The 24,694-nt window shown below is 40.6% G+C and carries 19 protein-coding genes and 1 pseudogene; 6 read left to right on the plus strand and 14 right to left on the minus strand.

Going from position 1 to position 24,694, the window contains the following annotated elements; genetic code table 11:
* The 3 genes from tusA to rph are packed head-to-tail and all read right to left on the minus strand — an operon-like array spanning position 1 to position 1,615.
* Positions 1–261: a sulfurtransferase TusA gene (tusA, locus tag JN178_RS19835; protein WP_202262987.1), complete on the minus strand. Its 261-nt coding sequence runs from the start codon at positions 259–261 to the stop codon at positions 1–3.
* Positions 251–892, minus strand: a complete 642-nt coding sequence (pyrE, locus tag JN178_RS19840; RefSeq protein ID WP_202262988.1) for an orotate phosphoribosyltransferase — start codon at positions 890–892, stop codon at positions 251–253. The genes tusA and pyrE overlap by 11 nt, the downstream gene beginning before the upstream one ends.
* A 9-nt stretch (positions 893–901) precedes the next feature.
* On the minus strand, positions 902–1,615 hold the full coding sequence (gene rph / locus JN178_RS19845) for a ribonuclease PH (RefSeq protein WP_159625411.1): 714 nt from the start codon (positions 1,613–1,615) through the stop codon (positions 902–904).
* A 265-nt stretch (positions 1,616–1,880) separates the two neighbouring features.
* Between rph and JN178_RS19850 the strand changes: the two genes are divergently transcribed.
* The 5 genes from JN178_RS19850 (at position 1,881) to JN178_RS19865 (ending at position 4,343) form a co-directional block, all read left to right on the plus strand.
* The gene (locus tag JN178_RS19850; RefSeq protein WP_202262989.1) at positions 1,881–2,744 is read left to right on the plus strand and encodes a YicC/YloC family endoribonuclease; all 864 of its coding nucleotides are present in this window, start codon (positions 1,881–1,883) and stop codon (positions 2,742–2,744) included.
* Between the two features lie 204 nt (positions 2,745–2,948).
* On the plus strand, positions 2,949–3,236 hold the full coding sequence (locus JN178_RS19855) for an Arm DNA-binding domain-containing protein (RefSeq protein WP_202262990.1): 288 nt from the start codon (positions 2,949–2,951) through the stop codon (positions 3,234–3,236).
* A complete protein-coding gene (locus tag JN178_RS20185) occupies positions 3,194–3,469 on the plus strand; it encodes a hypothetical protein (protein ID WP_232369636.1) in 276 nt (91 codons plus the stop codon). The genes JN178_RS19855 and JN178_RS20185 overlap by 43 nt, the downstream gene beginning before the upstream one ends.
* A 60-nt stretch (positions 3,470–3,529) precedes the next feature.
* A complete protein-coding gene (locus JN178_RS19860) occupies positions 3,530–4,144 on the plus strand; it encodes a site-specific integrase (RefSeq protein WP_202262991.1) in 615 nt (204 codons plus the stop codon).
* Position 4,145: 1 nt separating this feature from the next.
* Positions 4,146–4,343, plus strand: coding sequence for a hypothetical protein (locus JN178_RS19865; RefSeq protein ID WP_202262992.1), 198 nt, complete (start codon positions 4,146–4,148; stop codon positions 4,341–4,343).
* A 138-nt stretch (positions 4,344–4,481) separates the two neighbouring features.
* Here JN178_RS19865 and JN178_RS19870 read toward each other — a convergent pair whose 3' ends face one another.
* Positions 4,482–5,516 (minus strand): hypothetical protein, encoded by a 1,035-nt coding sequence (locus JN178_RS19870; RefSeq protein WP_202262993.1) that lies wholly within the window; start codon positions 5,514–5,516, stop codon positions 4,482–4,484.
* 898 nt (positions 5,517–6,414) lie between these two features.
* Between JN178_RS19870 and JN178_RS19875 the strand changes: the two genes are divergently transcribed.
* Complete coding sequence (locus JN178_RS19875; protein ID WP_202262994.1) at positions 6,415–7,950, plus strand: DNA cytosine methyltransferase; 1,536 nt, start codon at positions 6,415–6,417, stop codon at positions 7,948–7,950.
* 51 nt (positions 7,951–8,001) lie between these two features.
* Here the strand turns inward: JN178_RS19875 and JN178_RS19880 are convergent, their stop codons facing one another.
* From JN178_RS19880 to JN178_RS19915, 10 genes and pseudogenes are all read right to left on the minus strand, one after another.
* On the minus strand, positions 8,002–13,023 hold the full coding sequence (locus tag JN178_RS19880) for an FtsK/SpoIIIE domain-containing protein (protein ID WP_202262995.1): 5,022 nt from the start codon (positions 13,021–13,023) through the stop codon (positions 8,002–8,004).
* Entirely contained in the window at positions 13,020–14,315 is a 1,296-nt protein-coding gene (locus tag JN178_RS19885; protein ID WP_202262996.1) for a hypothetical protein, read from the minus strand. The genes JN178_RS19880 and JN178_RS19885 overlap by 4 nt, the downstream gene beginning before the upstream one ends.
* Positions 14,315–16,144, minus strand: coding sequence for a hypothetical protein (locus JN178_RS19890; RefSeq protein ID WP_202262997.1), 1,830 nt, complete (start codon positions 16,142–16,144; stop codon positions 14,315–14,317). The genes JN178_RS19885 and JN178_RS19890 overlap by 1 nt, the downstream gene beginning before the upstream one ends.
* Positions 16,145–16,619: 475 nt before the next feature.
* Positions 16,620–17,798 carry a topoisomerase IV gene (locus tag JN178_RS19895; protein ID WP_202262998.1) on the minus strand — a complete coding sequence of 393 codons (1,179 nt, stop codon included), beginning with the start codon at positions 17,796–17,798 and terminating at the stop codon, positions 16,620–16,622.
* A gap of 10 nt (positions 17,799–17,808) precedes the next feature.
* On the minus strand, positions 17,809–18,222 hold the full coding sequence (locus JN178_RS19900; RefSeq protein ID WP_159625405.1) for a phosphate ABC transporter substrate-binding protein: 414 nt from the start codon (positions 18,220–18,222) through the stop codon (positions 17,809–17,811).
* 186 nt (positions 18,223–18,408) lie between these two features.
* Positions 18,409–19,823, minus strand: a pseudogene (locus JN178_RS19905) (tryptophan halogenase family protein).
* Positions 19,824–19,932: 109 nt separating this feature from the next.
* On the minus strand, positions 19,933–20,298 hold the full coding sequence (locus JN178_RS20190; RefSeq protein WP_232369637.1) for a hypothetical protein: 366 nt from the start codon (positions 20,296–20,298) through the stop codon (positions 19,933–19,935).
* A 9-nt stretch (positions 20,299–20,307) separates the two neighbouring features.
* Positions 20,308–20,598 (minus strand): tryptophan 7-halogenase, encoded by a 291-nt coding sequence (locus JN178_RS20195; RefSeq protein ID WP_232369638.1) that lies wholly within the window; start codon positions 20,596–20,598, stop codon positions 20,308–20,310.
* Between the two features lie 5 nt (positions 20,599–20,603).
* Positions 20,604–21,509, minus strand: coding sequence for a tryptophan 7-halogenase (locus JN178_RS20200; protein WP_232369639.1), 906 nt, complete (start codon positions 21,507–21,509; stop codon positions 20,604–20,606).
* 111 nt (positions 21,510–21,620) lie between these two features.
* Positions 21,621–24,545 (minus strand): TonB-dependent receptor, encoded by a 2,925-nt coding sequence (locus JN178_RS19915; protein ID WP_232369780.1) that lies wholly within the window; start codon positions 24,543–24,545, stop codon positions 21,621–21,623.
* Between the last annotated feature and the right edge of the window lie 149 nt (positions 24,546–24,694).

Genomic DNA, 24,694 nt, shown 5'->3' on the forward strand with positions numbered 1-24,694 from the left:
CTACGCGCGCCCCTTTTTAATGACATATTGATAGGGCATCTCATCAGTTTGCGATGCCACTAGCGTATGGTCCATAAACCGACAAAAGCTTGGAATATCTCTTGCCGTAGATGGATCATCAGCGGTCACAGAAAGTGTCTCGCCATCGGCCAATTTACGAATATTTAGGCGGACCATCATCACAGGTTCAGGACAACGCAGCCCTAGTGCATCAAGATGCGTATTCGCATCACTGAATGCTTTTGCGAAATCAGATGCCATAGCTTTCACGGTACTTATTGATAGCACTAATTTGCGCGTCGTGATCACCTTGTTCAGTAAGATAAGCGACCACATCTGCAAGTGACACAATAGAGATGACTTGCGTGTTAAAGTCTCGCTCAACTTCCTGAATAGCAGATAACTCGCCGTTTCCGCGTTCTTGTCTATCAAGAGCAATAAGCACACCAGATAGGCTCGCTTGCTGCTGCTCTATAAGCGCCATCGACTCGCGAATAGCAGTGCCCGCGGTTATCACATCATCGACCAACATTACGCGCCCTTCAAGTGGGCTACCGACTAAATTGCCGCCTTCACCATGGGTTTTGGCTTCTTTGCGGTTGAAACAGTAAGGCACATCGAGGCCGTGTGAGTCAGCAAGAGCAACAGCCGTGGTCGTTGCAATAGGAATGCCTTTGTAAGCTGGCCCAAAAAGTACGTCAAACTCTACACCCGCATCCATAAGTGCATCAGCGTAAAAACGCCCCAACTTCGCCAAATCTCCGCCGCGATTAAACAAACCAGCATTGAAGAAATACGGGCTAACGCGACCAGACTTCAGCGTAAACTCACCAAACTTCAGTACGCCACGGGCAATAGCAAACTCAATAAAATCTCGCTGAAACGCTTTCATAATAACCTCTTACGCCAATGCTGCTTTTTGAATATCGAACAACTCACGCAAACCGTGCTTACCAATTTTCAACATTTCGTCAAGTTCTTCAAACGAGAATGGTTCGCCCTCTGCCGTACCTTGTACTTCGATAAGCTTGCCAGTTTCTGTCATCACAATATTCATGTCTGTTTCAGCTGCTGAGTCTTCGGTGTATTCCAAATCAGCAATAGGCATTCCTTCGTAGATACCCACTGAAAGCGCTGCAATCATATGCTTAAGCGGGTTGGTCTTAATAATGCCCTTGCTGCGCATAAAAGTAAGTGCATCAACTAACGCAACACATGCACCGGTAATTGAAGCAGTACGCGTACCGCCATCAGCTTGAATAACATCACAGTCTAGCGTGATAGTGTTTTCGCCCAACAATTGCAAATCAACAGCAGCGCGAAGAGAACGTGCGATAAGACGTTGAATTTCAAGCGTACGGCCACCTTGCTTACCACGTGCAGCTTCGCGTCCACTGCGCGTGTGCGTTGCGCGAGGTAGCATGCTGTATTCCGCCGTGATCCAACCTTTACCTTGGCCTTTCATAAAGCGCGGTACACCTTCTTCTACCGTCGCATTACACAACACCTTAGTGTTACCAAACTCCACCAGCACAGAGCCTTCAGCGTGGCATGTGTATTGACGGGTAATTGTAACAGGGCGAATTTGACTGGCGGTTCTGCCGCTTGGACGCATAGTGTTCTCCACAACGTAAATGCTAAAAAGGGGGGCGATGAATGCATTATTTATCTGCTACAAGCAAGTTTAATAATGCACAGCGCAATAATGTCGCTAAGTATAACGCAATACCCCTAACCGTTAAAAACGAACTTTGTATAGAAATAAGGTTTTGTGCGCTAATATAAAGAGTACAAGAAAACCTGTCCGTGAAGATATTGTATACAACACGTTCCATTCGCGTTGTTTTTGCAGGTTTTCATATTTAATTTTAAGGAATTTTATGATTTACAGCATGACTGCCTTCGCACGCGTAGAGACCAAGAAAGACTGGGGTTCCGCGGTGTGGGAAATTCGTTCAGTGAACCAACGCTTTTTAGAAACCTATTTTCGCTTACCTGAACAATTTCGTTCTTTAGAGCCGGTACTTAGAGAGCGATTTCGCAAAAAGCTGGCGCGCGGAAAAGTAGAGTGCGCTTTGCGTTTTACTGCAAACGATGCGGCTGTAACGAAGTTGAGTTTAAACGAAGAATTGGCCAAGCAAGTGCTTCACGCTGCAGACTGGGTGCAATCTCATGGACAATCTACCGGCGTTAACCCACTAGACGTGCTGCGCTGGCCTGGTGTTATTGCCGCTGAAGAAACCGATATGGATACCATTCACGGTGATGTTATGGCGGCATTCGACAAAGCCCTAACCGACTTTATCAGTGCCCGTGCGACTGAAGGTGAAGCGCTAAAAGGTATGATTACACAGCGTCTTGATGCTATTGAGGCCGAAGTCGAAAAAGTAACCGCTAAAATGCCAGAAATTATGGTATGGCAGCGCGAAAAAGTGCAAGCCCGTTTTGAAGAAGCGAAAGTTGAGCTAGACGCCGGTCGTTTCGAGCAAGAAATGATTATGCTTGCTCAAAAAGTGGATGTAGCCGAAGAGTTAGATCGCCTTAATGCACACGTTGCAGAAACGCGTAACATTCTTAAAAAAGGCGGAGCAGTAGGGCGTCGTTTAGACTTTATGATGCAAGAATTTAATCGCGAATCGAACACGCTGGGTTCGAAGTCAATTAGTACTGAGATCACGCAATCAGCTGTTGAGCTTAAGGTACTTATTGAGCAAATGCGCGAGCAAATTCAGAATATAGAATAATATCCATTTGAGTCCAAACACCTCCGCTAGAGCCCAGTAATACTGGGCTTTTGTGTTTTTAACGTCCAAATATTTTTGAATAATTTAGGCCAAAAATACAAAAAAGTGGTAGTGCGAGTGGTAGTTCGGTGGTGACCCGAGTGGTGACCCACTAGCCGAGTCACCAATGTCGTCCAAATAACCCTATTATTTTGGAGGATATAAATGTTAACCGAAGCGCAACTAAAATCTATCATTAAAGAGGCCGACCCAGTTCGGGGAATAGGAGATAAGGATGGCCTGTTTTTCTCATTGACCAAATCGGGATATGCCAGTTTTAAATTCCGCTATCAGATAAATGGTCGGCGAGCCATTATCACCATCGGGCCATATCCTGCACTTTCTCTGAAAGAAGCTAGGCAGAAAGCAGTGGCTCTTCGCCACCAGCTAGCTAACAATATTGACCAGCTATGGAAAAGCGAAGAGCTGAACATCAAGCAAGACAGACTTTAGATGCCGTATTTGAGCACTACTTTGAAACCATCATCGAGTCACGCTACTCACATGCTGAGCGTTTAAAGCGTCTTTATGAAATGAATCTAAAAAAGCCATTGGGCAAGCGAAGTATATCGGAGATAAATGGCTTGGAGATTTCGGATGTACTGCAGAAAATCAAAAAAGGCACACGAACAAAAGCACCGAGACCTTCGATAGCAAATAAATCGCTTTATTTACTGAAGGCGTAATTTAAACATGCTGTTAAGCTCGATTTAATTCGCCATAACCTAGCCCTATCCTTCACAGCTATGGATGCAGGCGGTGAAGAAAGGCCAAAAGATACCTATTTAAACGAAAAACAAATCAGACAGTTTTTCGACATAGCCGAAGCAGCAGGCACCGCCTTTAGTAGAGATAACTACCTAGCAACCTGCTTGCTGTTTTGTACGGCAACTAGAAAGATGGAACTGTTAGGCGCTAAGTGGGAAGAATTCGACTTTGACGAGTTGTTGTGGACAATTCCAGCGGAGCGCACAAAACCACGTCGAGAGTTCTTAGTTCCACTCTCACCACAAGTCATCGTTTGGCTTGATGAACTAAAAATAAGAGCCTGTGGCAGCGAGTACGTGTTTCCGGCAAGAAAGCAAAGTCGTATTCCTCATGTTTACCACGACACGTTAAACCACGCATTCAAGAATCTAAATCTACCGTTTGCATTAGCACCACATGATATCCGCAGAACAACAGGAACATTGCTAGCAAAACTAGGCGTATCCGATCAGGTCGCTGAGATTTGCTTAAACCATAAACTACCAAAGATGCAGCACATCTATAACAAGTACTCTTTCTTGCCAGAAAAACGTGAGGCTCTTCTGATGCTATCTGAAACTTTTTGCAAATGCTTACCTAAAGAAGAGCAGTGATATGAAACGTTTAACAGATAAGAGGCTTGTTGAAACAATCCAAGACTTAAAACATTGGGATGGTTATCCACCTACAACAGAATATATCGTTCAAACCTTTCCCATGCTGGAAGAAGAAACGGTTAAGCGTGCTTTAATTAGGGTATGTAATAGAGGAAAGATCCAAAAACAAGGAAGTCACTGGTACATATGTACATGAGAGAAAACGGAGCTTTAACATAAAAAGTTGCAGGCACTTTCTAGAGGCGCCTGCTGACTATCAGAACAAGCGTAATCAAACTTAACTGTTGCCCACATCAATAACAACTAACAATATCTTTTTCTTCTATACAGCTTGTTAGGCATTGAGGCGATTTAAGTGGGCTAAATATGCTAAAGGAAGAGCTGATGCTCTTTTACGCTCAGCTCTGATACTATTCAAAGCTTGGTAAGCTGTTGCTACAAAAGATAAGCCAGCGCCAGTATATGCAGCTTTGTTACCAGTGTCTGTTGCTATCATTGCTAACCCTGACCCAAATAGTGGGGCTATTGAGCCAAAACTAATTTTCGACCATGAAGGCTTCATTGCATCAATTATTTGTTCTTTTTCATATTTGCAATCTTCAATAAAACCCGCAGTGGCTTCAATCCTATCGTTAGGATCATTTAATAAAGCTATTTGTGCTGATTCATTTTCTACTTTTCTACGTAGGGTTGGTAACAAATGACCATGATCAGTTTTAAATTGTGCTAATTTATCTAAATCGATAGGTTCATTTGGAATTGGCAATAGCCCATTAATGATTACATCATTAGCTTTTCTTTGATGATTAAACCTTGGATTCTCTCGTCTGAAATGGCCAAGAAAATTAGAGTATTTAAATTCACTTGTGATTGGTGCTGCGTTGACATCTTTAACACCACCTAAGCAAATAGCTAAATATGCCATGAACATGTTTGCGACTCGAGTATCCATTTCGAACCAAGCCCCATCTATCCTTCTAGCTAAACCTTCTTGTATAAGGAAATCTGGCAAGTGCCCAAGTTTTTCCACATGTAAATTTGCTCTAGGAACTAACTTTTCTTGGTGAACTCTGCCGCTGAGTGAAAAAGTTCTAATCGGATTTTCGCGATATCTCCTTACCTTTGGCTGTAAATATCTTATGAAACTACTTTCGAATTCAGGAATCTCATACAAGTAGTTAGATGGAAAGACTTGCTCTACGAGATCTCTTTCTAATAGAGCTCTCATAAAGCCACTGAGTTGCTCTGGGCGGTCGATATGATCCATTGGAACAATAGAGCTCAGTTTGTCCCAATATAGAAGACTTTTAATAGTCCAGCTATTTTCTGGGATCGAAATATATGGAAAATATAACGCGTTATTTCGCATAATGAACAAAACTCCATTTCTGTTTAACATGTTAACAATGAACAGACAATTCTTTTGAATCAGTAACTTGCTCACTTTTCTGAGTATGCTATAGATACCAAACTTTATAATACCTAGCTACTAAATTGATTCATTTTCTTTCAACCTTATTGCTTTGAAACAATTTAGGATTAGCTTTTAAAAACTGGTACTTAACTAGGCTGTGTTCAAGTTAGTGTTAGTTATTCTTTCTAATTGAATCGACGGTAATTTCCAAAGCCACCAAACATAAGTTAAATAAATTCTCTCAATGCACTTCCAATATTTGTTCAACCCTTAATATAAGTACAACCAATACTTTTTAATCGTTCTCCTTAGCTAGACCTCACCACACTTGGCCTACAAGAATTCAAGGCTTTTTTTAGAAAAGGAGAACGTCTTCTCTTTTAGCCTTGCAAATTACTTTTGAAATTCCCACCTTAACACTGGACAAAAAACAACCTTCAACTCTCTAGGCCTTATATATAAAAGGCTTCAAGCTTAACGTGTCCATAATTGTGTCAAAAGCTATCCCGTTCCTAAAATATTCGCGAACAATCTAACCGGAGTGAATAAATGGTTTTACGTGAACGCGTCGAGCATGGCGAGCAAAAGCTCAATAAGCTGAAGCGAGAGTGTAAACCTCTCCTAAATTAGCTGACCACCATACTCAGTTATTTCAACAACTTGTCAAAAAACAAGTGTAATAGTTAGGAACTTAGCTTTTCAAAACAACCAACTGTCTTGTCACGACATAAAGAAACACAGATAAAGTAACAAAACCTATATATTTTTTGTTATATAAACTCTACTGTTTAGCTTTTTATAAATGTTTCGTCCTAGTATCATCACTTTCGGAATTTTAAAGTGGTAAATAAGATTGAATAAGAAAGATAAAGTTCTGGTAATAGACCTATTTGCAGGCCCAGGCGGCTTGGGTGAAGGTATTTCTGCTACGACAGATAAAAATGGTAAAAAACCTTTCGATATTCGTATATCTGTAGAAAAGGAACCTTCGGCTCATAAAACTTTAACAACCAGATCATTCTTTCGAAAAATCAGAACGATGCCAAAGGGCATGGAAAACTATAATCTATATTTACAAGGAAAATTATCCCGCGAAGAGCTATTTGCAAAATTTCCGGAGCAATCTGAACTTGCTCTAAATGAGACATTAGAAGGCCCTAAAGCTCTTGGTGAAGATAATAAACTAATTCATAGCCGTATCGAAAAGCTGATTAGTGACCATAATGGACCTAAGGTAGTCATTGGTGGGCCACCATGCCAAGCTTACTCACTTGCAGGAAGATCTCGCAACGCAGGAATAGAAGATTATAAAGCTGAAAAAGACCATCGTAATTTCTTATATTTAGAATATTTAAAAGTACTATCAATTGCTCAACCAGATGTTTTCGTGATGGAAAATGTTAGGGGCATCCTTTCCGCAAAGATTAATGGTAAAGTAATGTTTCCTCAAATACTCAAGGACTTGAGAAAACCTGGGAGAGTTACCAAGATTAAAGGTGTACCAGGATATAAAATCTATTCGTTGGTTGCTCCAGCAGAAAATCCTAATAATCCTCAATATAAAAACTCTTCTGACTTTTTGATCAGAGCCGAAAATTATGGCATCCCCCAAGCTAGACATCGGGTAATTTTATTAGGGGTTAGAGAAGACTTAAATTGTATCCCAAAAACAATTAGTGAAATAAAAAGACAAGTAACCGTTGAGGAGGCAATAGCAGATCTTCCAGCTCTTAGGAGCGGCTTTTCCAAGCAAAAAGATATTCAATCTGATTGGGAAAAACAAATTAAGAATAACTCTAAGACACTTATAAAGTTATTACGAGAAAAGTTTGGGGAAGAGGCTGCATCAAACCTAAAACTTCCCCCAATAAAAGGACTCCCTCGTTCATGTTCTGAAAAAGCGGTAACTAAACCTAAAATGCCAAACGATATCAAAGAATGGTACTTAACGGACTCACCTAAAACCGTTCTTAATCATGAAACCAGAGGCCATATGACATCTGATTTACTGCGTTATGGGTATAGTGCTGCATTCACTAAACTGAACAATGGCGTATCACCTAAGTCTAGGGACTTTCCTGCTGAGCTTGCACCAGAACACGAAAATTGGAGCTCTGGCTCACATGCTGACAGATTTAGAACACAGGCTGCAAATAAACCTGCAACCACCGTTACGAGCCATATCTCGAAAGATGGTCACTACTTCATACATTATGACCCTCAGCAATGCCGCAGTCTTACAGTACGAGAAGCAGCCCGTCTTCAAACCTTCCCTGACAATTACTTATTTGAAGGAAATAGGACACAACAATATGTTCAAGTTGGTAATGCAGTTCCTCCTTTTTTAGCCTTGCAGATTGGAAAAGTCATATTGGAACTTTTGACCTGACCATTTTTTCGAAAAAACTTATGGAATCATATACATTATCTAATAATGCCTTCATGTTTTGGCACATTGAATACGAGTTAGTTTCCCTTCCATTTTAATCAGTGCATCCCCTTTGCCATTGAGAGTTTCTGCACCGGCTTCATCAATTATTACTCTGCTTTCTGTTGCACTCTTCACTCTTAAAGCTAATTGTGCCGGTAAGTTTGATCTTAAATTGGTGCTAATAACCTCTGCACTAGGTTTTTGTGTAGCTATTATTACGTGAATACCTGCCGCCCTTGCTTTTTGAGCTAGCCTTTTTAAATACCCTTCAATAGTTTTTTTACTTTCCTTCTCCGAAGTTAAATCTGCATATTCATCAAGCACAACCACCCACCAAGGAATCTTACTTTCTTCATCCACAATTGCGTTATATTCGGGTAATGATCTTGTTTTTAAGGATTTCAACTTGATGTATCTACTTTGCATTTCTGCAACGGCCATTTCAAGTAGTGCTATTGCATCTGTATCATCCCACCCTATAGAGCCTTCTAAATGAGGATCATCTTCATATTGCTGCAATTCTGTCCCTTTAGGATCAACGAGCATGATTCTTAACTCTTGTTCAGAGTAGTATTCAATTAAACCATCTAGAATCGTATTTAATGCTTCGGACTTCCCGCTTCCAGTTGTGCCTCCAATTAAGAGATGCGGACAATTAGAAGATGAAAAGTTTATATCTACGATTTTACCGTAAGTGTCTTCGCCAATAGGTGCAGCTAATTGATCTGTAGGCCGCCTCCATTCCTTCCAAATATCTTTTGCACTAACAAAATATCTATCTTCTTGCTTCTTAGGGACATCAATTGTTACAAAACCTTGATGATTGCCAAACCTAATATTTTGATCTTGTTCAAGTGCAAGAGCTAACTTTAATACATCAGCTTTTTCATATAATTTCTTCGGAGCAACTGCATTACCTGGTTTGAGTCGATATAAAATTGAGGCAGGCCCTTCAACAAACCTCATGCTTTTATCTTCAGGTTGCTGAACCGAAACACCAAATTCACCAAATTTATCAAGAACTACCTGATATCTATTGATCAGTTCATCTTCGGATAATGACTTTTTAATGAATGAATCTTTTGGCTGAGATTCTTTATTGATGAGCTTTTCACTTAAGTTAGATTCAATTGAAGCTTCTTTTTCTGAGTGTTTTGTTTCGTCGGGAAGCACTAAACTATTACCCAAATTTGCATTATCTTTATTATCTATTTTTAAGCTTTTAGCATGACCTGAAATTAAGTCTAGAATCTGTTCTTGGTAAGATTTGACAACAAAAATATCTCCCTCTTTAAATGGAGATATTAATTGTCCCTGTTCTAAATAACAGCAAATTGAAAACAGCCCTTTCACATTTCTGAGTTGATAATTACCGTTTCTAAAGTCTTGGCGTGTTTTTTCTGGTAACTTACGTTTTTTGTCATCAACTTCAGCTTGAGATAGACCAAATATCATTCTCGCTTCAGGGTTCACACTTTCCATTGCTGTTAAAAGGTGCTCTCTCCATAGTCGAGCATCTATTGCTTCTGTTTCAGTTTCAATTATAGTCTCAATCAACTCTAAAGAGGCTTTAACTTGCTCAACCCCATGTGAATCGAAGCTCTGCCTAAACTTGCCTTCTACAATTAAAGCATCTACATACAATTCTTCTTCTTTAACTTCTAAAGTCAATCTGCATAGATCTGCTCTTGTTGTATTTCGGCCAGGAAACCACTCAGGGTGCTCGTCTAGAGAAATCCAAATTACAGCGCCATCCGAAATTTGAGAGGGGAAATAGAGATCAGATAAATGAGTGGCAATCATTAACCCTAAGATTTCTTCTGTTACTCTCGAGATTCCCATGGCTTTAAGTACCAATTGGGGTGATACCTTTCGAGTATTTTCATATACTCTGCTGGCCAAAACACTGAGTTCTTGGTCAGTAGGAAGATGTTCCGTTTTTTGAAGTATATTCCGGAGCTTTCTTTCTAGACGGTTGATTATAAATTTTTTACCAGAATTTGATGAAACTATTAGTGTGTATAAGCTGTTTGTACCTACTTTATTTCTTACAGTTAAAATATCAGGCTTTGGTTCTAAGTTTTCCACTTGAGACCTACTCAAATACCTTTCTAAAATAACTACCCAATGCGCCAATTCATGAAGCTGCTCATAAAGCTTTGCTGTTTCCTGAAAACTTATCTTTAACTCTACATAGTCTGTATTTTCAGGTTGTTGCTTTGAAACTGCACCAGATCGTACTTCTCTAACCACCATGGTAGACCAGTTCTTCAAAAGAACATCGGAATCCCTAGGTAACATTGATACAGAAATTTCTCCACCGTCTTGTCCTCCATATAAACAATTTGGACTATCAAGTAGCGTATCAAATCTCCCTTCTCGATCTTCTGGTGGTTCTGTATTGTGCTGCACATTAAGTTGATCTTTGAGCAAACCAGGTACCAAAGCTACGTCAAAACTTTGTTCTCTTAAAGAGCTTGGAATAACATTAGGGCCTTCTAAGTCGTAGAGCCTTAATTGTAATGGTGGGAAAAGCTCGTTCCCTTCACTGATTCTATTTTCCGTTGGTAAATCTTCAAAATTTAAAATTACTTCTTCCCAGAGTCTCTTAGGAGATAAAACATGCAAATTAATTTTCGTAGACTTAAATTCACCTTTTCGAATTTCTTTTATTAACTCAGAAGCAAATCTTCCACTTTGCTGAAGTATCAATAAAAGCTGCAAACCATCCTGCTTGTATGGATGCGCTTCTAAATATGTTTTGACTTGTTTAGCTAATTCAATTATCGAAGGGTAGTCTAAAACCCCACCTTTACTAAATCTGTGCTTTGTGCCTAAAGGAGCAAATTCTTCACACCAACCTTGCTCACCAGTAGCAAATAGTAAATTCCGTTCCTTAGTCGCTAAAATTGGCGGTTGCTGATGTGGTGATAAATCCGAAAGCCAGTTAATGTACAAACTATCGTTAAGTGGATTTAATTTTAAATTTCCAGAAAGAGCTAGATTGGCATTTTGTTCGGACTCTTCAAAATATTTTGAAATCCAACGCAGTCGCAGAGGGTGATTAGGTAACATGAGTCTTTTCTCATTACCTATATCTATAACATCTCTAGATAATAAAAATGATAGCTCTTCATGAGTTTTACCAAACGGAACATAAGTATGTTTGGCTTCATCCACTAAAACTTCCCATTTATCGATCAGTTCATTTATAAATTCTCTATTTAAGCCGTATTTCTTTGATGATTCACAAAAATTTAAATTATCTTCAGCTAAAGTAGACAAGATGTGCTCATTTTCCTGCAACTCTGTTGACACATCCACTAGACAATCTTCGATAGTCAATGTTCGATTGCAAATATTAAGTAGCCAGTCATCTATGCCAATATCCTGAGGTAACTTAATCGTTTTGAAATAACTCAAGTTGGGCTGTTCAAAACACCAAATCCAACTCAATGCTAAATAAGGGTAATAACTAGGTAACCATTCATAATTACTAGAAATATCAAGTTCTGTTCCATCAGATAAATCCCTAACCACGAACTCTAAAGGTATTGCTTTCCAATCAACAGATACTTCCTCTTCATAAACATCACTATTTTGAGAAAGACGAGGCGGTTGCTTAGGCTGGACTAAACATTCTTCAATTGAAAACTCGAACCCTTCTGTATTTATCCTAGAAGCTTCAGCAACAGACTTTAGAGTTGAACCATAAATAAAAGCAAATAATCCAATTGAAGGATTTGTTACATCTCCAGCTTTACCAAGCCTGAGTTCAATTTCACATTGCGAGTTACCGTAGTTTGGGTAAAAGTCTCTAGCGATTTCAGTTAACTTTATTAAAGGATTAATAAAGTTCTCAGGAGTTGGGAAAGCTACCTTATCCACCATTCTTTTTGTCTGCTTAGATAAAAAGTCTGCTAATGGGATACCACTTTCTATTGAATCTGCTTTTAACAATTCTAATGCAGAGTCTTGGATTCGTTCATTCAACCCACTCTTAATGTTTAAGCTTAAGAACTGCTCCAATTCTTTAGGTGTGTTAGTAGATAACTCTTGTTCGACCCTATCACCCAACTGCAATCCTTTTACATCCTTTGCAAACAACTGTTCAAAAATTCTAAAGGGAATTTCCTTCCTTATATCCAATCTTCTTGTTTTACTATATTCAAGACAAAGTTCCTTCCAAACTTGCTGTCTCTCTAGAGGGTATTCATTACCTTGGATATCTTTAAAAGACAAAGATGAACAAATCTTATAAACGTCTTCCGGCTCTATGTCTGTATTATTCGACGTTGCTAATTCAGCATATGAAAGATTCAGCTCTAACCTACGAGCTATACTCGAGTCTGACTTTCCCTCACTCCAAAATTCATCGGGAAACAAACCTAGATAAACTAAATTCCTGCCAATTAATTCAACCTGTTTTTCAAGTGTGTGATTAGAGCCTTCTAATTTAAAAGATTCACAACACCCCAATACGAAATTGACAAATCTTCTCACTGGAACTTGAGTTTTATGAGGATGCAATAAGTTCAAAACATCTAAAAGCTTTTGAGTAAACAAGTCTGGAGCTGCTGAACCATTTTCTAATGTTAACTCCCAACATTTCGCAATAATTACTTTTGGAATATCAATTTCATCTTTGAAAAAATTATCAAGAAAATTTCTATCTTGAAAAGTAAAAATATTTTTTAACCCTTGCTCATCGCTTTCTGTTTTTGTTTCTAAATAAACTAAACCGCTATCATTATTATTTCTATACCAAGTAATGGAACGTCCACTATCTGCTCTATATTCGTCGGGGTAATCTTTATCAGCATCGCCCGCAATAAGAACTTTTACTTTTTGCTCCCCTTGAGAGTGAGACACTTTGTTCCATACATTAATAAATTCTATAATTTCATTTTTGAGAAGGTTTTTAATCCTAAAACACTTGTGCGATACGTCTTTTTGTGACGCAAATATTTTCAAAACAATTTCAACTACTGTCTCAGATATAACTGTTTCAGCTTTACTTATGACTGTCATTTCAGGCCTCCAGTTCCTACCATTCGAGTTGCATCAGAGTACTCTGTAAGCAAGCCTGCAGCTTGCATCTGAATTGCAAAATGATTTTCGTTATCCTCAAAAACACTAGAATCGAATGACTCTAAAAGACCACTTTTTTCAGCAGCTTTCCTACCTATTACTAACTTACACTTCTCAAACAACCAGTCATCGACGAAAGCTTCATAAGGGATCTCCGATGATTTATTTACAGCAGCAAGTACTAATGTTTCAGTTAATTCCAGTCCAAGTGTAAAATGACGTCGTCCTCGCCAAGCATTCAGAAGTTTAATTGTTGCTGCAGAAGCCCAAAAGAAACTTCTCAACATATTCTTTTGTTTATCCTTTAGCTCTTTGCCTTCTGAGGCTTTACTCGACGCATTTAGAATATTATTTTCAATATCTTTAAAACATCTCTGTGAAGCTCTGCGGAGTTGAACGTGAGAAGAGCCACAATCGCAAATGATAAAAGAGTGTTCTTGTCCAAGAAATTTACTAGCTCTTCGGTGTTGTATTAATAACAACCAAAATGCAGTCCAACTGATTAATGCTTTAATTCTTGCAACCGCAGATAGTTCATGATGTTCCAATATATTAACCACACCGTCTCTCAATAATTCCTCGTCCTCATCATTAAAAAGCACACTCTCAGCTTCGATAAGATCTTCATTGGAACTATCACTAACGTAACTTTGTTTCAGTAAAGTATTAGCTAACTTTTCTAACGCACTCTGCTCGCTTTCAGCATACAATGCTAAAAAACCAGCACGGCTTCGAGCTAGTCTTTCTGTATTATTGTCTTTCCTAAGGATATGGTATACAAGTGCTCCTCCGCCCCTAAGGTACTTCCTTTCCACTAGAATTTTTCCGCCGCGTTTACGAGCATCCCAGTGAATTAGAGATTGAGTAAATGGAAAAAAGTGAGCTCTATCCCAGCCTGGCTTTTTTGATGTACTAGGAATTGGCAATTGAAGACAATTTAAAAGCTGTCTGACAGCCTCTTCAGTTTCAGGATTAAATAAAACTTTTTGCTTTGTATCTAAATCTGAGAAAGATTCATCCCAAACTATCCGTCTTGCAAAGTCATGAGCTCTTTTTCTTACAGAAACCTTTTCTGTGCTTGGTAATAGATCTTCATTAACAACACCAAATACTAAATTTAATAATTCCAATCCTGGGTAATGTCCAGCACCGTCATATACAAGAACCCCTCCAAAAATGCTTTTAGATATATCAGGCCCTGTTATTTGTGTTTCTTGCTCGAAGTTCGACATTAGAGACTGCCTCCTATCTGAATAACTCCTTCATCAATTGATATAGAGCGCATTTTCCCATTTATAAACAAGGGAATATTCCCTTCTTCAGATACATGTTGCTGAGTTATGCTACCTAAAAAGGTTTTAATACGCCTAAGGTCATGTGCATAGAACTCTTCAGCAACATACCCAGAACTAGCCCGTGCAATACAGTCAAATACCATTAGGTTGAGCGGAAAGTCGAAAGGTTTGAGGTTTCTATCTTCGATTCGAAATACAATATGCCTGTCTAACCAATCGACACTGGAGCTGATATCATATAGTCCATCACTTGTATTCCATGCGTTATTCATGGAGAGAATCTTGATTAATGTCGTGGGAATTTTTTTAGCTATAATTGCAGTGTGGCCAACACTTGAAGTAAAGGATGGGTCTACTATATGTAAAGTAGTTTCGTCGTCACCTATTTGTAACCCTTGAATAGTGTGGAGACCTGCAATAAGTTTATTCTTAACGGTTTTCATCTTGGTTGCAGTCATATTCCCTGCTAATACCTCAATAAAGTCATTACCGTGTTCAAAACCCAATAGACCCATTTCCTGAACACCCTGATCTTCAAAATATAACTTCCTACGTATACTCTGAACTAGCTCTTGAATAAATATCGCTTCATTATTTTGTTCTCTTTTACTTCTTGGGTCACTTATAACTTCATCAATGCCATTTGATGCGTCTACATTTATAACTTTACCTCTGGATCTATAAGTAAATTGTAAATCTATTGAATTTGGTTCAAATATTCCTTGTTCATTTATAAGCTTTTCATCAACCTCTCTTAGAGACTTCTTACCAGGGTCTAATAAATTTATATTACTTAATACCGATATTTTTTTTAATTTATCAGAACTGATCTCAGGTGGTGTTTTAAAAAGTAAATTATAGTAAGCATAATTACTCTGCCATCCAGCTTTTTTCTTTCTAAGGTTTTGATGAACATCTAAACAACCTAAGCCACCCGTTAAAAAATATGCAATAGCCATCAATATCTCACGAATAGTGATAACTGCCCCCAACCTTTCAGCCGTTGCAAAAAGTAATTCTATTCGGTTTAATCTGATAGAGGCTTTTTTGGATTCTCTATGTGAGAGTTGATTACGATTAAATAAGATAGGGCAATGCTCTTTACTGTCACAGCTCTGGCAGGTAGACCACCTTTTCCCGTCAACCCATGCTTTCATAGCCATTGAAACTAAACTTTGATCATTAGTAGAAGCTACAGATTGATAATTCAAATTAACAATATGAACCAAGCCACTATGGGAAGAGACACCATCTTTGAAAGAGTCTTTAAATTGTTTTAACAATTCTTGGCTGTTTGATAAATCTTTTCCATATTCTAGAATTGCTCTCAATCGTCCTTCGTTTGCACATACAATAGTTGTTCTGTCATCATTCAAAGCTTTTTCAATATGCTCGGAAGCAATATCTACTCCCATTTCAGAGAAATCTTTATATATTCTGAGTGGTTGTCCAGTATTGTTAATATCTATAAATTGCTTTCCATCACATTGTGTATTTATGATGTCACGCGCCTCTTTCTGACTACAAGAAAAATGATATTCTATTAAACGCCTGCAAAGGTGTGTTTTTCCATGCCCCGCATCTCCAGTCAGAATAATCAACCGAGCTTTATCTTTTACTGATTTTTTTAAATAAGCTAGTGCTTTAGTCTCTAAATTTAGTGAATCATCAGTTGTTTGATATTCTTCATATATTTGATCATGAGAAGGATTGAAGGGCAAATAGCGATGTAATCGTTCAACGTGGGCATTTACTTTGTTAACCATCCTTGTAGACTCCAAAATTTGAGGTATTTGATATCAGTAAATATAGTTATACCTTATCATTTAAAAGAACTCTAAAAAATACACTAACCCATTAATATCTAAATTAAATAATTCCTATTCTATAATTTTGAAAAATTTATTCTAACATCGAAAAGTGTGATTCAATTCAAAAAAAATCTGTTAGTTTAAACATCGTATGTAAAATCAACCGTAAGATATAGCTAATTAACCTAAACCATAATCAGTTCACAAAATATCTTATTTGATATGGGTAGATGTAAAACCATATCGCTTTGAACAAATTAAAAATGGTAGCGCGAGTGGTAGTTCAGTGTTGATCTTTCCGAGACGGCATTGCTGAAAGGCTTGATTTTATTGGGCTACAGAGGCACTCTGGATATTGTTCTTCGTTGAGATCCAGAATATTGAGTAAAGCATTAGGCTCCGCTTTGTGAAGCGGAGCCTTTTGATTTTTTTAAAATACGAAATTAACCGCCACTCTTGCCAGTGTCGCGTCTAAGCTGCTATCTACGTCATCTGAACGTCTTGATACCTCAGCCTTAATTGCCATTCCCGCAGTAATGTCATAACGAAGCGATGCGGTAACAACGGAGTATTCCGACAATTGAGATTGCTGACTGCCAATGGCAAGTGCCGTCAACGCACCGGCCACATCGGCAGGTAAGCCAGAAGCTGCGATAGCGGCAATACTGTCACTATATTTAACGTCTCCAGAGGATTCGAAGTTTTCATAAGTGAGTGCAGGCGTCCATTTACCAAAGCGCGCGCCCACGGTGACATAATATGCTTCGTCATCGTTGGCGAAGGTATTATCTACAGATATTTCTGTGTATTCAGCACCAATGAAATAATCGAAATTATCGTACATTAGGCTGAAGCCGATAAATTCACCGGTATCCTCTTCAATCCGCAGCGAGTCTGCCAAATCAACAAACCCTAGTGCCTCTAAACTATCAAAACCGTTACCCAGTGCCTGCGCTGTTTCATTCGCAGACTTGGTAAGGTCTATTGTATTAGTTGTTCGGCCAAAAACACTACGTAGTGTTAGCGTCTCGCTACTCACTTGTGCTGACACCAAAACGGTATTGTCACCAACATTGTCCGCCCCAAGGGTTGTGCCTTTAAATTGCCCAAAAGCGACATCGAACATGTAGTCCCAGCCACCTGTATAACCCGTCTTCGACAGCTTCACGCCGTCAAGGTTGTTAAATGGCACGTCATACACAACACCGGGTGCAGTAATCCAGTGATAGGTATATCCAACGTCCAACGACGAAGAATAAGTAAACAGCGGTAATCGAGAGCGTCCCGCCACTAAGGTTAGCGATGGTGTAATTTTATAGCTTAGATAAGCCCATTCAAAATCAACGTCATAATCTTCGCTACCTCGGCCTAGTACCTGAGCAGTAGCAGACAATTTGTCAGAAATATCTGACGATACCTGCAAAGCAAACAAACTTTCGTTGCTGAAATCAGGATCATCGTCATAACCCAAAAAAGTATCATCCGATGAAGTGGCACCAACAACCACGTTTCCAAACCCATTAATTCTTACTTTGTCTGCGGCAGTTGACGATAGTGATAATGATGAAGCAGTTAGCAGCACTGTTAAGCGCAATAAATTAGATTTCATGGTGTCGCTCCTATTTTGTAAACACTACTTTTACGCCGTCTGAAACTTGCGCAGCATCAACGTATCCAATTGCGTTTTTGTTATTCGCGACTAAATCTAGAACGCTAGCATCATTGCCAACTTCTTTTGGAGGCGTTCCTTTACCAGTAAAAATTTGTTTCGACCAATAACTTTTTACTTGCGCCGTGCTTCGCCCCAGCACGCTGCTATTAAAATTATCAACGGAACTACCCGCGCCAATATTGATTGGCAACGCTTCACTACCGTCGGGGAATTGACTGTTTTTTCCTAAATACAGGCGCTCTACCACGCCTTGATCTATAGCGGAAGAGTTGGAAGGATGAACAATGACGGCAATTTCAGCCGTAGCAGATAAACTCATGGCGCTTGCAACCAACAACCAAGCAAGTGATTTTTTAGGCATTATGTGCTCTCTCAAAAAGATAGTGTGTATTGTCCTTGTGATCTTTGATTCTTGTAAGAACAAACAATGACTATCCCTGTCTCGCTTTTTGAGTGTTGTCGTAGTTTTTAAATTCGTCCAGTTTATACACTGATTTTTTAGTATTTTTTCGTTAACAAGAAGCCAAATAACGTTGAAGACGTAGCCTTATTTTAAATAGTGCTCAAGAAACCGCGCATGGGAAGGTAAAGACGCTACCTGCTGCATGACCTGCTGCTTTAACCCTGTCATAAATTGTTTTAATGCCGCCTCACTCATTTCATCTGCAACACGATGATATTGCTTGGGTAGCATGCCTTGCCCCATTAATACTTGAGTCCAAGAATCAACGCGGAATATGTCACCATCGTCAAGAAACACGCGGCCAGTTTGTTCAAACAAACGTAATTTATGCGTAAGCGACAGGGGAATATCCATGCGCTGACATTGTTGCCAAAACGGACTATCGTGTCGGTTCGTTACCTTATAATGCATGACGATAAAATCGAGGATGGCGTCCATCTCGCTGGTAAATTTAGCGTTGTACTCATCAATTGCACTTTGCGTAACACCGTCAAATGGGAATAACCGCATCAATCTCACAAGCCCCGTCATAATTAGGTGAATACTTGTAGATTCTAACGGCTCGATAAAGCCACTTGCTAACCCCAAAGCCACACAGTTTTTATTCCAACCCTTGCGCCGCTTGCGGGGTAAAGCGAATAACACGAGGGCTGTTAATAGGGTCACCCGACACCTGCGCTTTTAGTGTTGCTATCGCTTTTTCATCACTCATAAAGCGACTGCAATACACAAGACCATTTCCCATTCTCTCTTGTAACGGTATCTGCCACTGCCAACCCGCTTCATGAGCGATGCTTTTGGTAAGGCAATGGGGGTTGGGTAAGCGTCGTTTGCATAGCTACTGCACTATCGCAGAGTAAGAAGTGACGCCAGTCGTCATAGCCTGTGTGCAAGGTTTCTTCGATAAGTAACCCCTTAAAGCCTGTACAATCAATAAAGAAGTCGCCTTTTATTTCACTATTGTCAGCAAGATTCAGTGACGTGATATTACCTGACGTTGGGCATTGCTGTACTCGATTGATATCACCTTCGATATGCGTCACGCCCGCATCAATGGCAAGTTGTTTCAAGAATCGTCCATAGGCCACCGCATCGAAGTGATAAGCAAAATTAAGCGGGACGGTATCGGAAGAAGCAAACTTGCCTTGTTTTGCTGCTAACAATTCAGGGCAATAGTCTCCGAACTCACCAGCAAAACCATAGTCTTTCGCCCGTAACCAAAATGATGAAATTCACCCGCCCAGCACTCTCTGCCGGTAATGCCGAATGAGTGAATATAGCTATGAGATTTTTCGCGCCAGTTTTGAAATTCAATACCCAGTTTAAAGGTGGCTTGCGTCGCACGCATAAACGCCTTTTCATCAATACCGAGAAGCTTGTGAAAGGTGCGAATAGGGGGAATAGTTGCCTCTCCCACACCTACAATGCCAATATTTTGATTCAACCAATGTTACTGATATGGATTTCCCTAATAACCGCGACAGGGCAGTGGCCGCCATCCATCCCGCGGTGCCACCACCTGCAATTACTACTTGTTTTACAGGTGACTGGATAGCTGAGGAGTCTGGCAAAGAATCAAAATGCGCTTGCCCTTGTGTGGTGCTCTCACTATCTAATGGCGGCATGTGCGTGCTCCTCTGAATACTGCGCACTAAGCTGGGTTAGGAGCGCTCGGTTAGTGGGTAAACCTGCTAAGTAAGCCTGTTGAGTTTGCACTAGCTTATTTCGTAATGCTTGTGCTTTACGTGCAGTTTCTGCTGTCATTGCAGTAGCCGGCATTGCCGTGTTAAATCCCATGCCATACAAAACATATTGATAGCTTGCAGAGGGGAAAATTTCTTCATTTTCAATTAAATCTAAGCGAGAAGGGCTTTGATAACGCCAAATCTCTAATAACTCTTCAAGCGAACCAGGGAATACTAGACGGCTCGCGCTGTGCCAACCAATAGGGCTCTGTGCGATCGCTAAGGACATAGTGCAGTTTTAAAAATCAATAACGCGCTGCCAGCGGTACGTAAAACGCGAATTGTAACGCTTTGCGACAAGTTCCATATGTCTACGGTTTTGTGGAAACGCATCGCATAACATGCGCAAACCTAGCTCGACCATAGCGATGGCAGATGCCTCAAGTGGCTCAACGAATCCGGACGACATGCCCAAACTTAAACAGTTTTTAACCCAAAATTGCTGTCGATATCCGGGTGAAAAACGCAGCGTTCTAACATCGTTTTTTTGAATATTCTCTGGGTAGCGCAGACTTACCTGATTGAGCAAGGTATCTATAGCAGCCTTTCGCTAGTTAGCGTATCCGCATACACCAGCCCTATGCCGCGCCTGTGCTGAAGGCCAATATCCCATGTCCACCCATTAGATTGCGCTGTTGCGATTGTGGTGCTGCTAATAGCGTTATCGTTTTCTGCATAAGGTACTTGTACTGCCACCGCTCTGTTGTTGATAAGCGTGTGCTCTACACTTTGCCACGGTACTTTGTAGTGCTTCTCAATAAGCACTCCTTGCTGGCCAGAACAGTCAATAAACAGATCGCCCTTAATGCTATTCCCATCACCTGTCGTAACAAATTGAATAAACCCATTATCGCAAGTATTTACCTGTGCGATATGCGCTTGCTGATAGTGCACATTCAGCTTTTCAATACAGTGCTTTTTAAGCAACAACGCCAATGCTGAAGCATCAAAATGATAGCCATAATTCAGCACATGGGCATATTCGGGGGTACTTAACTGCTTGGGCGCTCGTCCGGCGTGGCATAGCGCAGCTTGCAAAGAAAAAGCATCTTGATATTCATCATCTTTTGCAAAGGTTTGCCAGCACGCGTGAATATCAAGTTCATTGTAACCATTTGGAACGGTAAAAGGGTGGTAGTAAATATGCGGTTTGTCAGTAGCGTTTCGCCAGTTTACAAAGGACGAACCTTGTTTGAACGATGCAGAGCACGTCGTTAAAAAATCACTTTCGCTGATACCAATATCGATAAGGGTGTCTCGCAATGATGGCCATGAGCCTTCACCTACACCTATTGTTGGTATATTAGGTGATTCAATTAACGTTACGTTAATTGAAGAATGAAGCTTTGACGCTAAAACGCCTGCAGCTAACCATCCAGCCGTTCCACCACCAACGATGACGACGTTTTTCACCTCTTGGGTTACATCATCTTGCGCCATAACAATTACATCGTAAATAAAACTAAAATTACACTATCAAAGTTTACCTAGGGTAAAAAGCCCCGCTAACACGCAACCCAATACATGCTAGCGGGTAACACACCCCACAGTTTAAAACTTGTAGCGTACTCCAAGGGCATATCGAGCACCTAGCTCGTCGATTTGCCATAGCATTGCGCTTGTTCTTCCATGCCTGCGAATGTTCTCTTCAGTGACATTAATACCTTCAAGCGATACAGTAAGGTCTTCATTCACGTCATAAGACACACTAAAGTCTATTTGTGAATAAGACTCGGTGTAACCCGGCTCGTTAATATACTGAGAGGTAGTATCCAAGAATTTATCTCGCCAGTTGTACGCAACACGTGCTTGCAGCGCGTCTTTTTCGTACATGAAGATTAAGTTAGCCGTATCGCTTAGCCCAACAAGAGCAAACTGAGTGATTGATGGGTTTGCATCATTATCAAAGCCGATATCCCCCGTTACCGTGGTGTAGTTTGCAAGTACACCGAATCCGCTGTCACCAAAGAAGTGCTGTGCCGCAAGTTCGAAACCGTAGATATTCGCCGCTTTGTTATTAACAGGCTTTGAATTGATAAAGGTAATCAGTGGATCATCACTATTCGGTAACACATCAAACTGTTGTTCGAATTGTTCATCGGTAAGCGAGTTGTAATCGATGCCGTTCTCAATAGCCGCAACCATGTTAAATAGCGACGTATCATTCACTGGGATCCCACGCGCCTCTAGCTCAGCGCGAGCTTGTTGTGCTCTAGGACCAGCAGTGACATCGCGAAGACCAAATACGCTCTCTTCTACTTGCTCGTTACCGATAAAGTTTTTAACCCGCTTATCATAGAAGCCTACTGACACATAGCTCGTTTCGTCGAAATAGTATTCTAGTGATAAGTCTACGTTATCAGATTCAAGTGGTATCAGTGACGGGTTACCCGAACTAGCCGTTGCAGTAATACTATCGCTTAGTAGCGTAGGTCCACTTTGTGGCGATACTGATGCAGCAGCGCTTAAGTTATTGTAGGTCGGTCGGGCAATAGTTTTGCTATACGAGAAGCGGGCAATAACGTTTTCCACCACTTCAATATCAAAGTCGAGTGCTGGCAACACGTGATCGTAACTGGCTTCTACAGCCACATCTTCCATATCGCTACCAAAACGCACGTTAAAGTCATTATTACCTTCCCACGCAATGCCGCTTGGTAAGCTAATGTTGGCAATAGAGGTCACGTCGGTATTCTCATATCGAACGCCAGTGAGTAGGTTATACTCCATGCCATTGAGCTCACCGGATAAATCGAGTTCGAAGTACACCGCAGTAATATCTTCTTCAATGGTCCGGTTTGTTGCAAATGGGTTGTTGGCTAAAAAGTCAAAGCCATACTCTTGCGCGGCGAACGCGCCAATCTGAGCAACGCTACCTGTAAAGCCCTGAGAAAACATACCCTCAGTATTGAAGTCACTAAATTCACTGGCAAGGTCAAGTGGCGTTAGAGAGCCTGCAGGCAACTCGCCTGGGTTTTCAATACCCCAGTTACCCATAGTATGACGCGTAAGTGATTGTAATGAGGTACTTTCCATAGAGCGAGATTCAATACCAAAATTGATGCTGCCCGTATCCATTGCATAGCTACCGTCAATTCGCGCCTGTGTTATTTCGGTATCTTGAGATGAGAAATTCATATCAAGAATAGAGGTGCCTACATCATCTTGATCGAGAACGCCGTTACCATTTAGGTTGTCGCGTGCTACATCGTCAAAATCAACGAACATAATGGGGAATTCACCCGTAAAGTCTACACCTTGACCTCTTACTACGTTGGCACCTAGCCCCAAGTTAGTCCAAGTACCGTAAGGCGCGTCTGGACGACCCTCTGCCGTTGAATTGTGCACATCAAAGACAAGTGTTAAATCATCATTAACAAAGTATTCGACGTTCAAACCGATAGACTTATTCTCATTCACTTGATTTAGTTCTTGAAGGGCTAAGCCTAAGTCGCGCGGAAGTAAATCGCGGCGCTCCTGCGAGATCAACACAGGTGTTTTTACTGTCTCATCATCAAAAGTTAACTCTGCAAAGTAACGATCATCCATCCAAATAGACTGTTCAGCTCGCGCCTCATACAAGTCTTGGCGTGAGTACGTATAATCTAGGGTAGCAGTCACTTTTTCTGATGGAGCGTACTGGAAAGTAAGTTGTGCGTTGGTTCTTTCACGCTCTCTGTCAGCCATGTAATAACGAAGGTCTGAGGGAATAGCAAAAAGCTGCCCTAATGCCGGAGCGTTGTTTAAAACTACAGGGTCGCCGCTTGCTGGATTAGCAGGGTCTGGTGATTGCGGCACAGTGCCATCGAATTCATTAACGCGCCATTGGTTTACGAAAGCACCTTGTGCAGCACTATCACGCTGCTGGAAAGAACCGGTGAAGGTGAAACCAAAGGTTCGATCGTCATTTAAGTAGTTAATAAAGCCTGACATTTCAGGCGTTACATCATCGCCTACACGATTAGTAGTATCATGCAGTGCTTTGGCACCTACACTGGCAGTTAAACCTGATTCAGCTGCGCTAAAAGGACGCGCCGTTTTAATATTAACCGTTGCACCAATACCACCGGTTGCAATACTTGCTCGGCCAGTTTTATACACTTCTACCGCTCTGATACTCTCTGACGCAAGATCTGAAAACTCAAACGCTCGAGAATTTGGAGTGCCACCACCGCCAGGCAACGCAGAACCTGGCATTGTCCTGCCATTTAATGTGACCATATTGAAGTCTGGTCCAAAGCCACGTGCTGTTACTTGGCTACCTTCACCATTATTACGGTTAATTGAAATACCTGTAATACGCTGGAGTGATTCCGCTAAATTGGTGTCCGGGAATTTACCAATATCTTCAGCAGATATGGCATCTACGACCCCTGCAGAGTCACGCTTAATTCCCATTGACTCTTGGACACTACCTCGAATTCCCGATACTTGTATAACTTCAATATTATCGTTGTCCGACGTTTCTTGTGCCATAAGCGGCGCGGTTAGTCCTGTCCCAAGGATAAGGGACAAACTCGCTGCGACTTTGGTTTTATGCGGTGTTATTAGTTTCACAGTCAATCTCTCTTTCAGTGTGCTTTTGTTTGTTGCTGATCCCTAGCGCTCCGAGAAAGGGCTTTCTC

This window comes from Alteromonas sp. KC3, assembly GCF_016756315.1.
GTDB lineage: Bacteria > Pseudomonadota > Gammaproteobacteria > Enterobacterales > Alteromonadaceae > Alteromonas.

Bases quoted from the DNA above. Each gene is read 5' to 3' on its own strand.
- tusA (WP_202262987.1), bottom strand. From the start codon at position 261: ATGGCATCTGATTTCGCAAAAGCATTCAGTGATGCGAATACGCATCTT.
- pyrE (WP_202262988.1), bottom strand. From the start codon at position 892: ATGAAAGCGTTTCAGCGAGATTTTATTGAGTTTGCTATTGCCCGTGGC.
- rph (WP_159625411.1), bottom strand. From the start codon at position 1,615: ATGCGTCCAAGCGGCAGAACCGCCAGTCAAATTCGCCCTGTTACAATT.
- JN178_RS19850 (WP_202262989.1), top strand. From the start codon at position 1,881: ATGATTTACAGCATGACTGCCTTCGCACGCGTAGAGACCAAGAAAGAC.
- JN178_RS19855 (WP_202262990.1), top strand. From the start codon at position 2,949: ATGTTAACCGAAGCGCAACTAAAATCTATCATTAAAGAGGCCGACCCA.
- JN178_RS20185 (WP_232369636.1), top strand. From the start codon at position 3,194: ATGGAAAAGCGAAGAGCTGAACATCAAGCAAGACAGACTTTAGATGCC.
- JN178_RS19860 (WP_202262991.1), top strand. From the start codon at position 3,530: ATGGATGCAGGCGGTGAAGAAAGGCCAAAAGATACCTATTTAAACGAA.
- JN178_RS19865 (WP_202262992.1), top strand. From the start codon at position 4,146: ATGAAACGTTTAACAGATAAGAGGCTTGTTGAAACAATCCAAGACTTA.
- JN178_RS19870 (WP_202262993.1), bottom strand. From the start codon at position 5,516: ATGCGAAATAACGCGTTATATTTTCCATATATTTCGATCCCAGAAAAT.
- JN178_RS19880 (WP_202262995.1), bottom strand. From the start codon at position 13,023: ATGACAGTCATAAGTAAAGCTGAAACAGTTATATCTGAGACAGTAGTT.
- JN178_RS19885 (WP_202262996.1), bottom strand. From the start codon at position 14,315: ATGTCGAACTTCGAGCAAGAAACACAAATAACAGGGCCTGATATATCT.
- JN178_RS19890 (WP_202262997.1), bottom strand. From the start codon at position 16,144: ATGGTTAACAAAGTAAATGCCCACGTTGAACGATTACATCGCTATTTG.
- JN178_RS19895 (WP_202262998.1), bottom strand. From the start codon at position 17,798: ATGAAATCTAATTTATTGCGCTTAACAGTGCTGCTAACTGCTTCATCA.
- JN178_RS19900 (WP_159625405.1), bottom strand. From the start codon at position 18,222: ATGCCTAAAAAATCACTTGCTTGGTTGTTGGTTGCAAGCGCCATGAGT.
- JN178_RS20190 (WP_232369637.1), bottom strand. From the start codon at position 20,298: ATGTCCTTAGCGATCGCACAGAGCCCTATTGGTTGGCACAGCGCGAGC.
- JN178_RS20200 (WP_232369639.1), bottom strand. From the start codon at position 21,509: ATGGCGCAAGATGATGTAACCCAAGAGGTGAAAAACGTCGTCATCGTT.
- JN178_RS19915 (WP_232369780.1), bottom strand. From the start codon at position 24,545: ATGGCACAAGAAACGTCGGACAACGATAATATTGAAGTTATACAAGTA.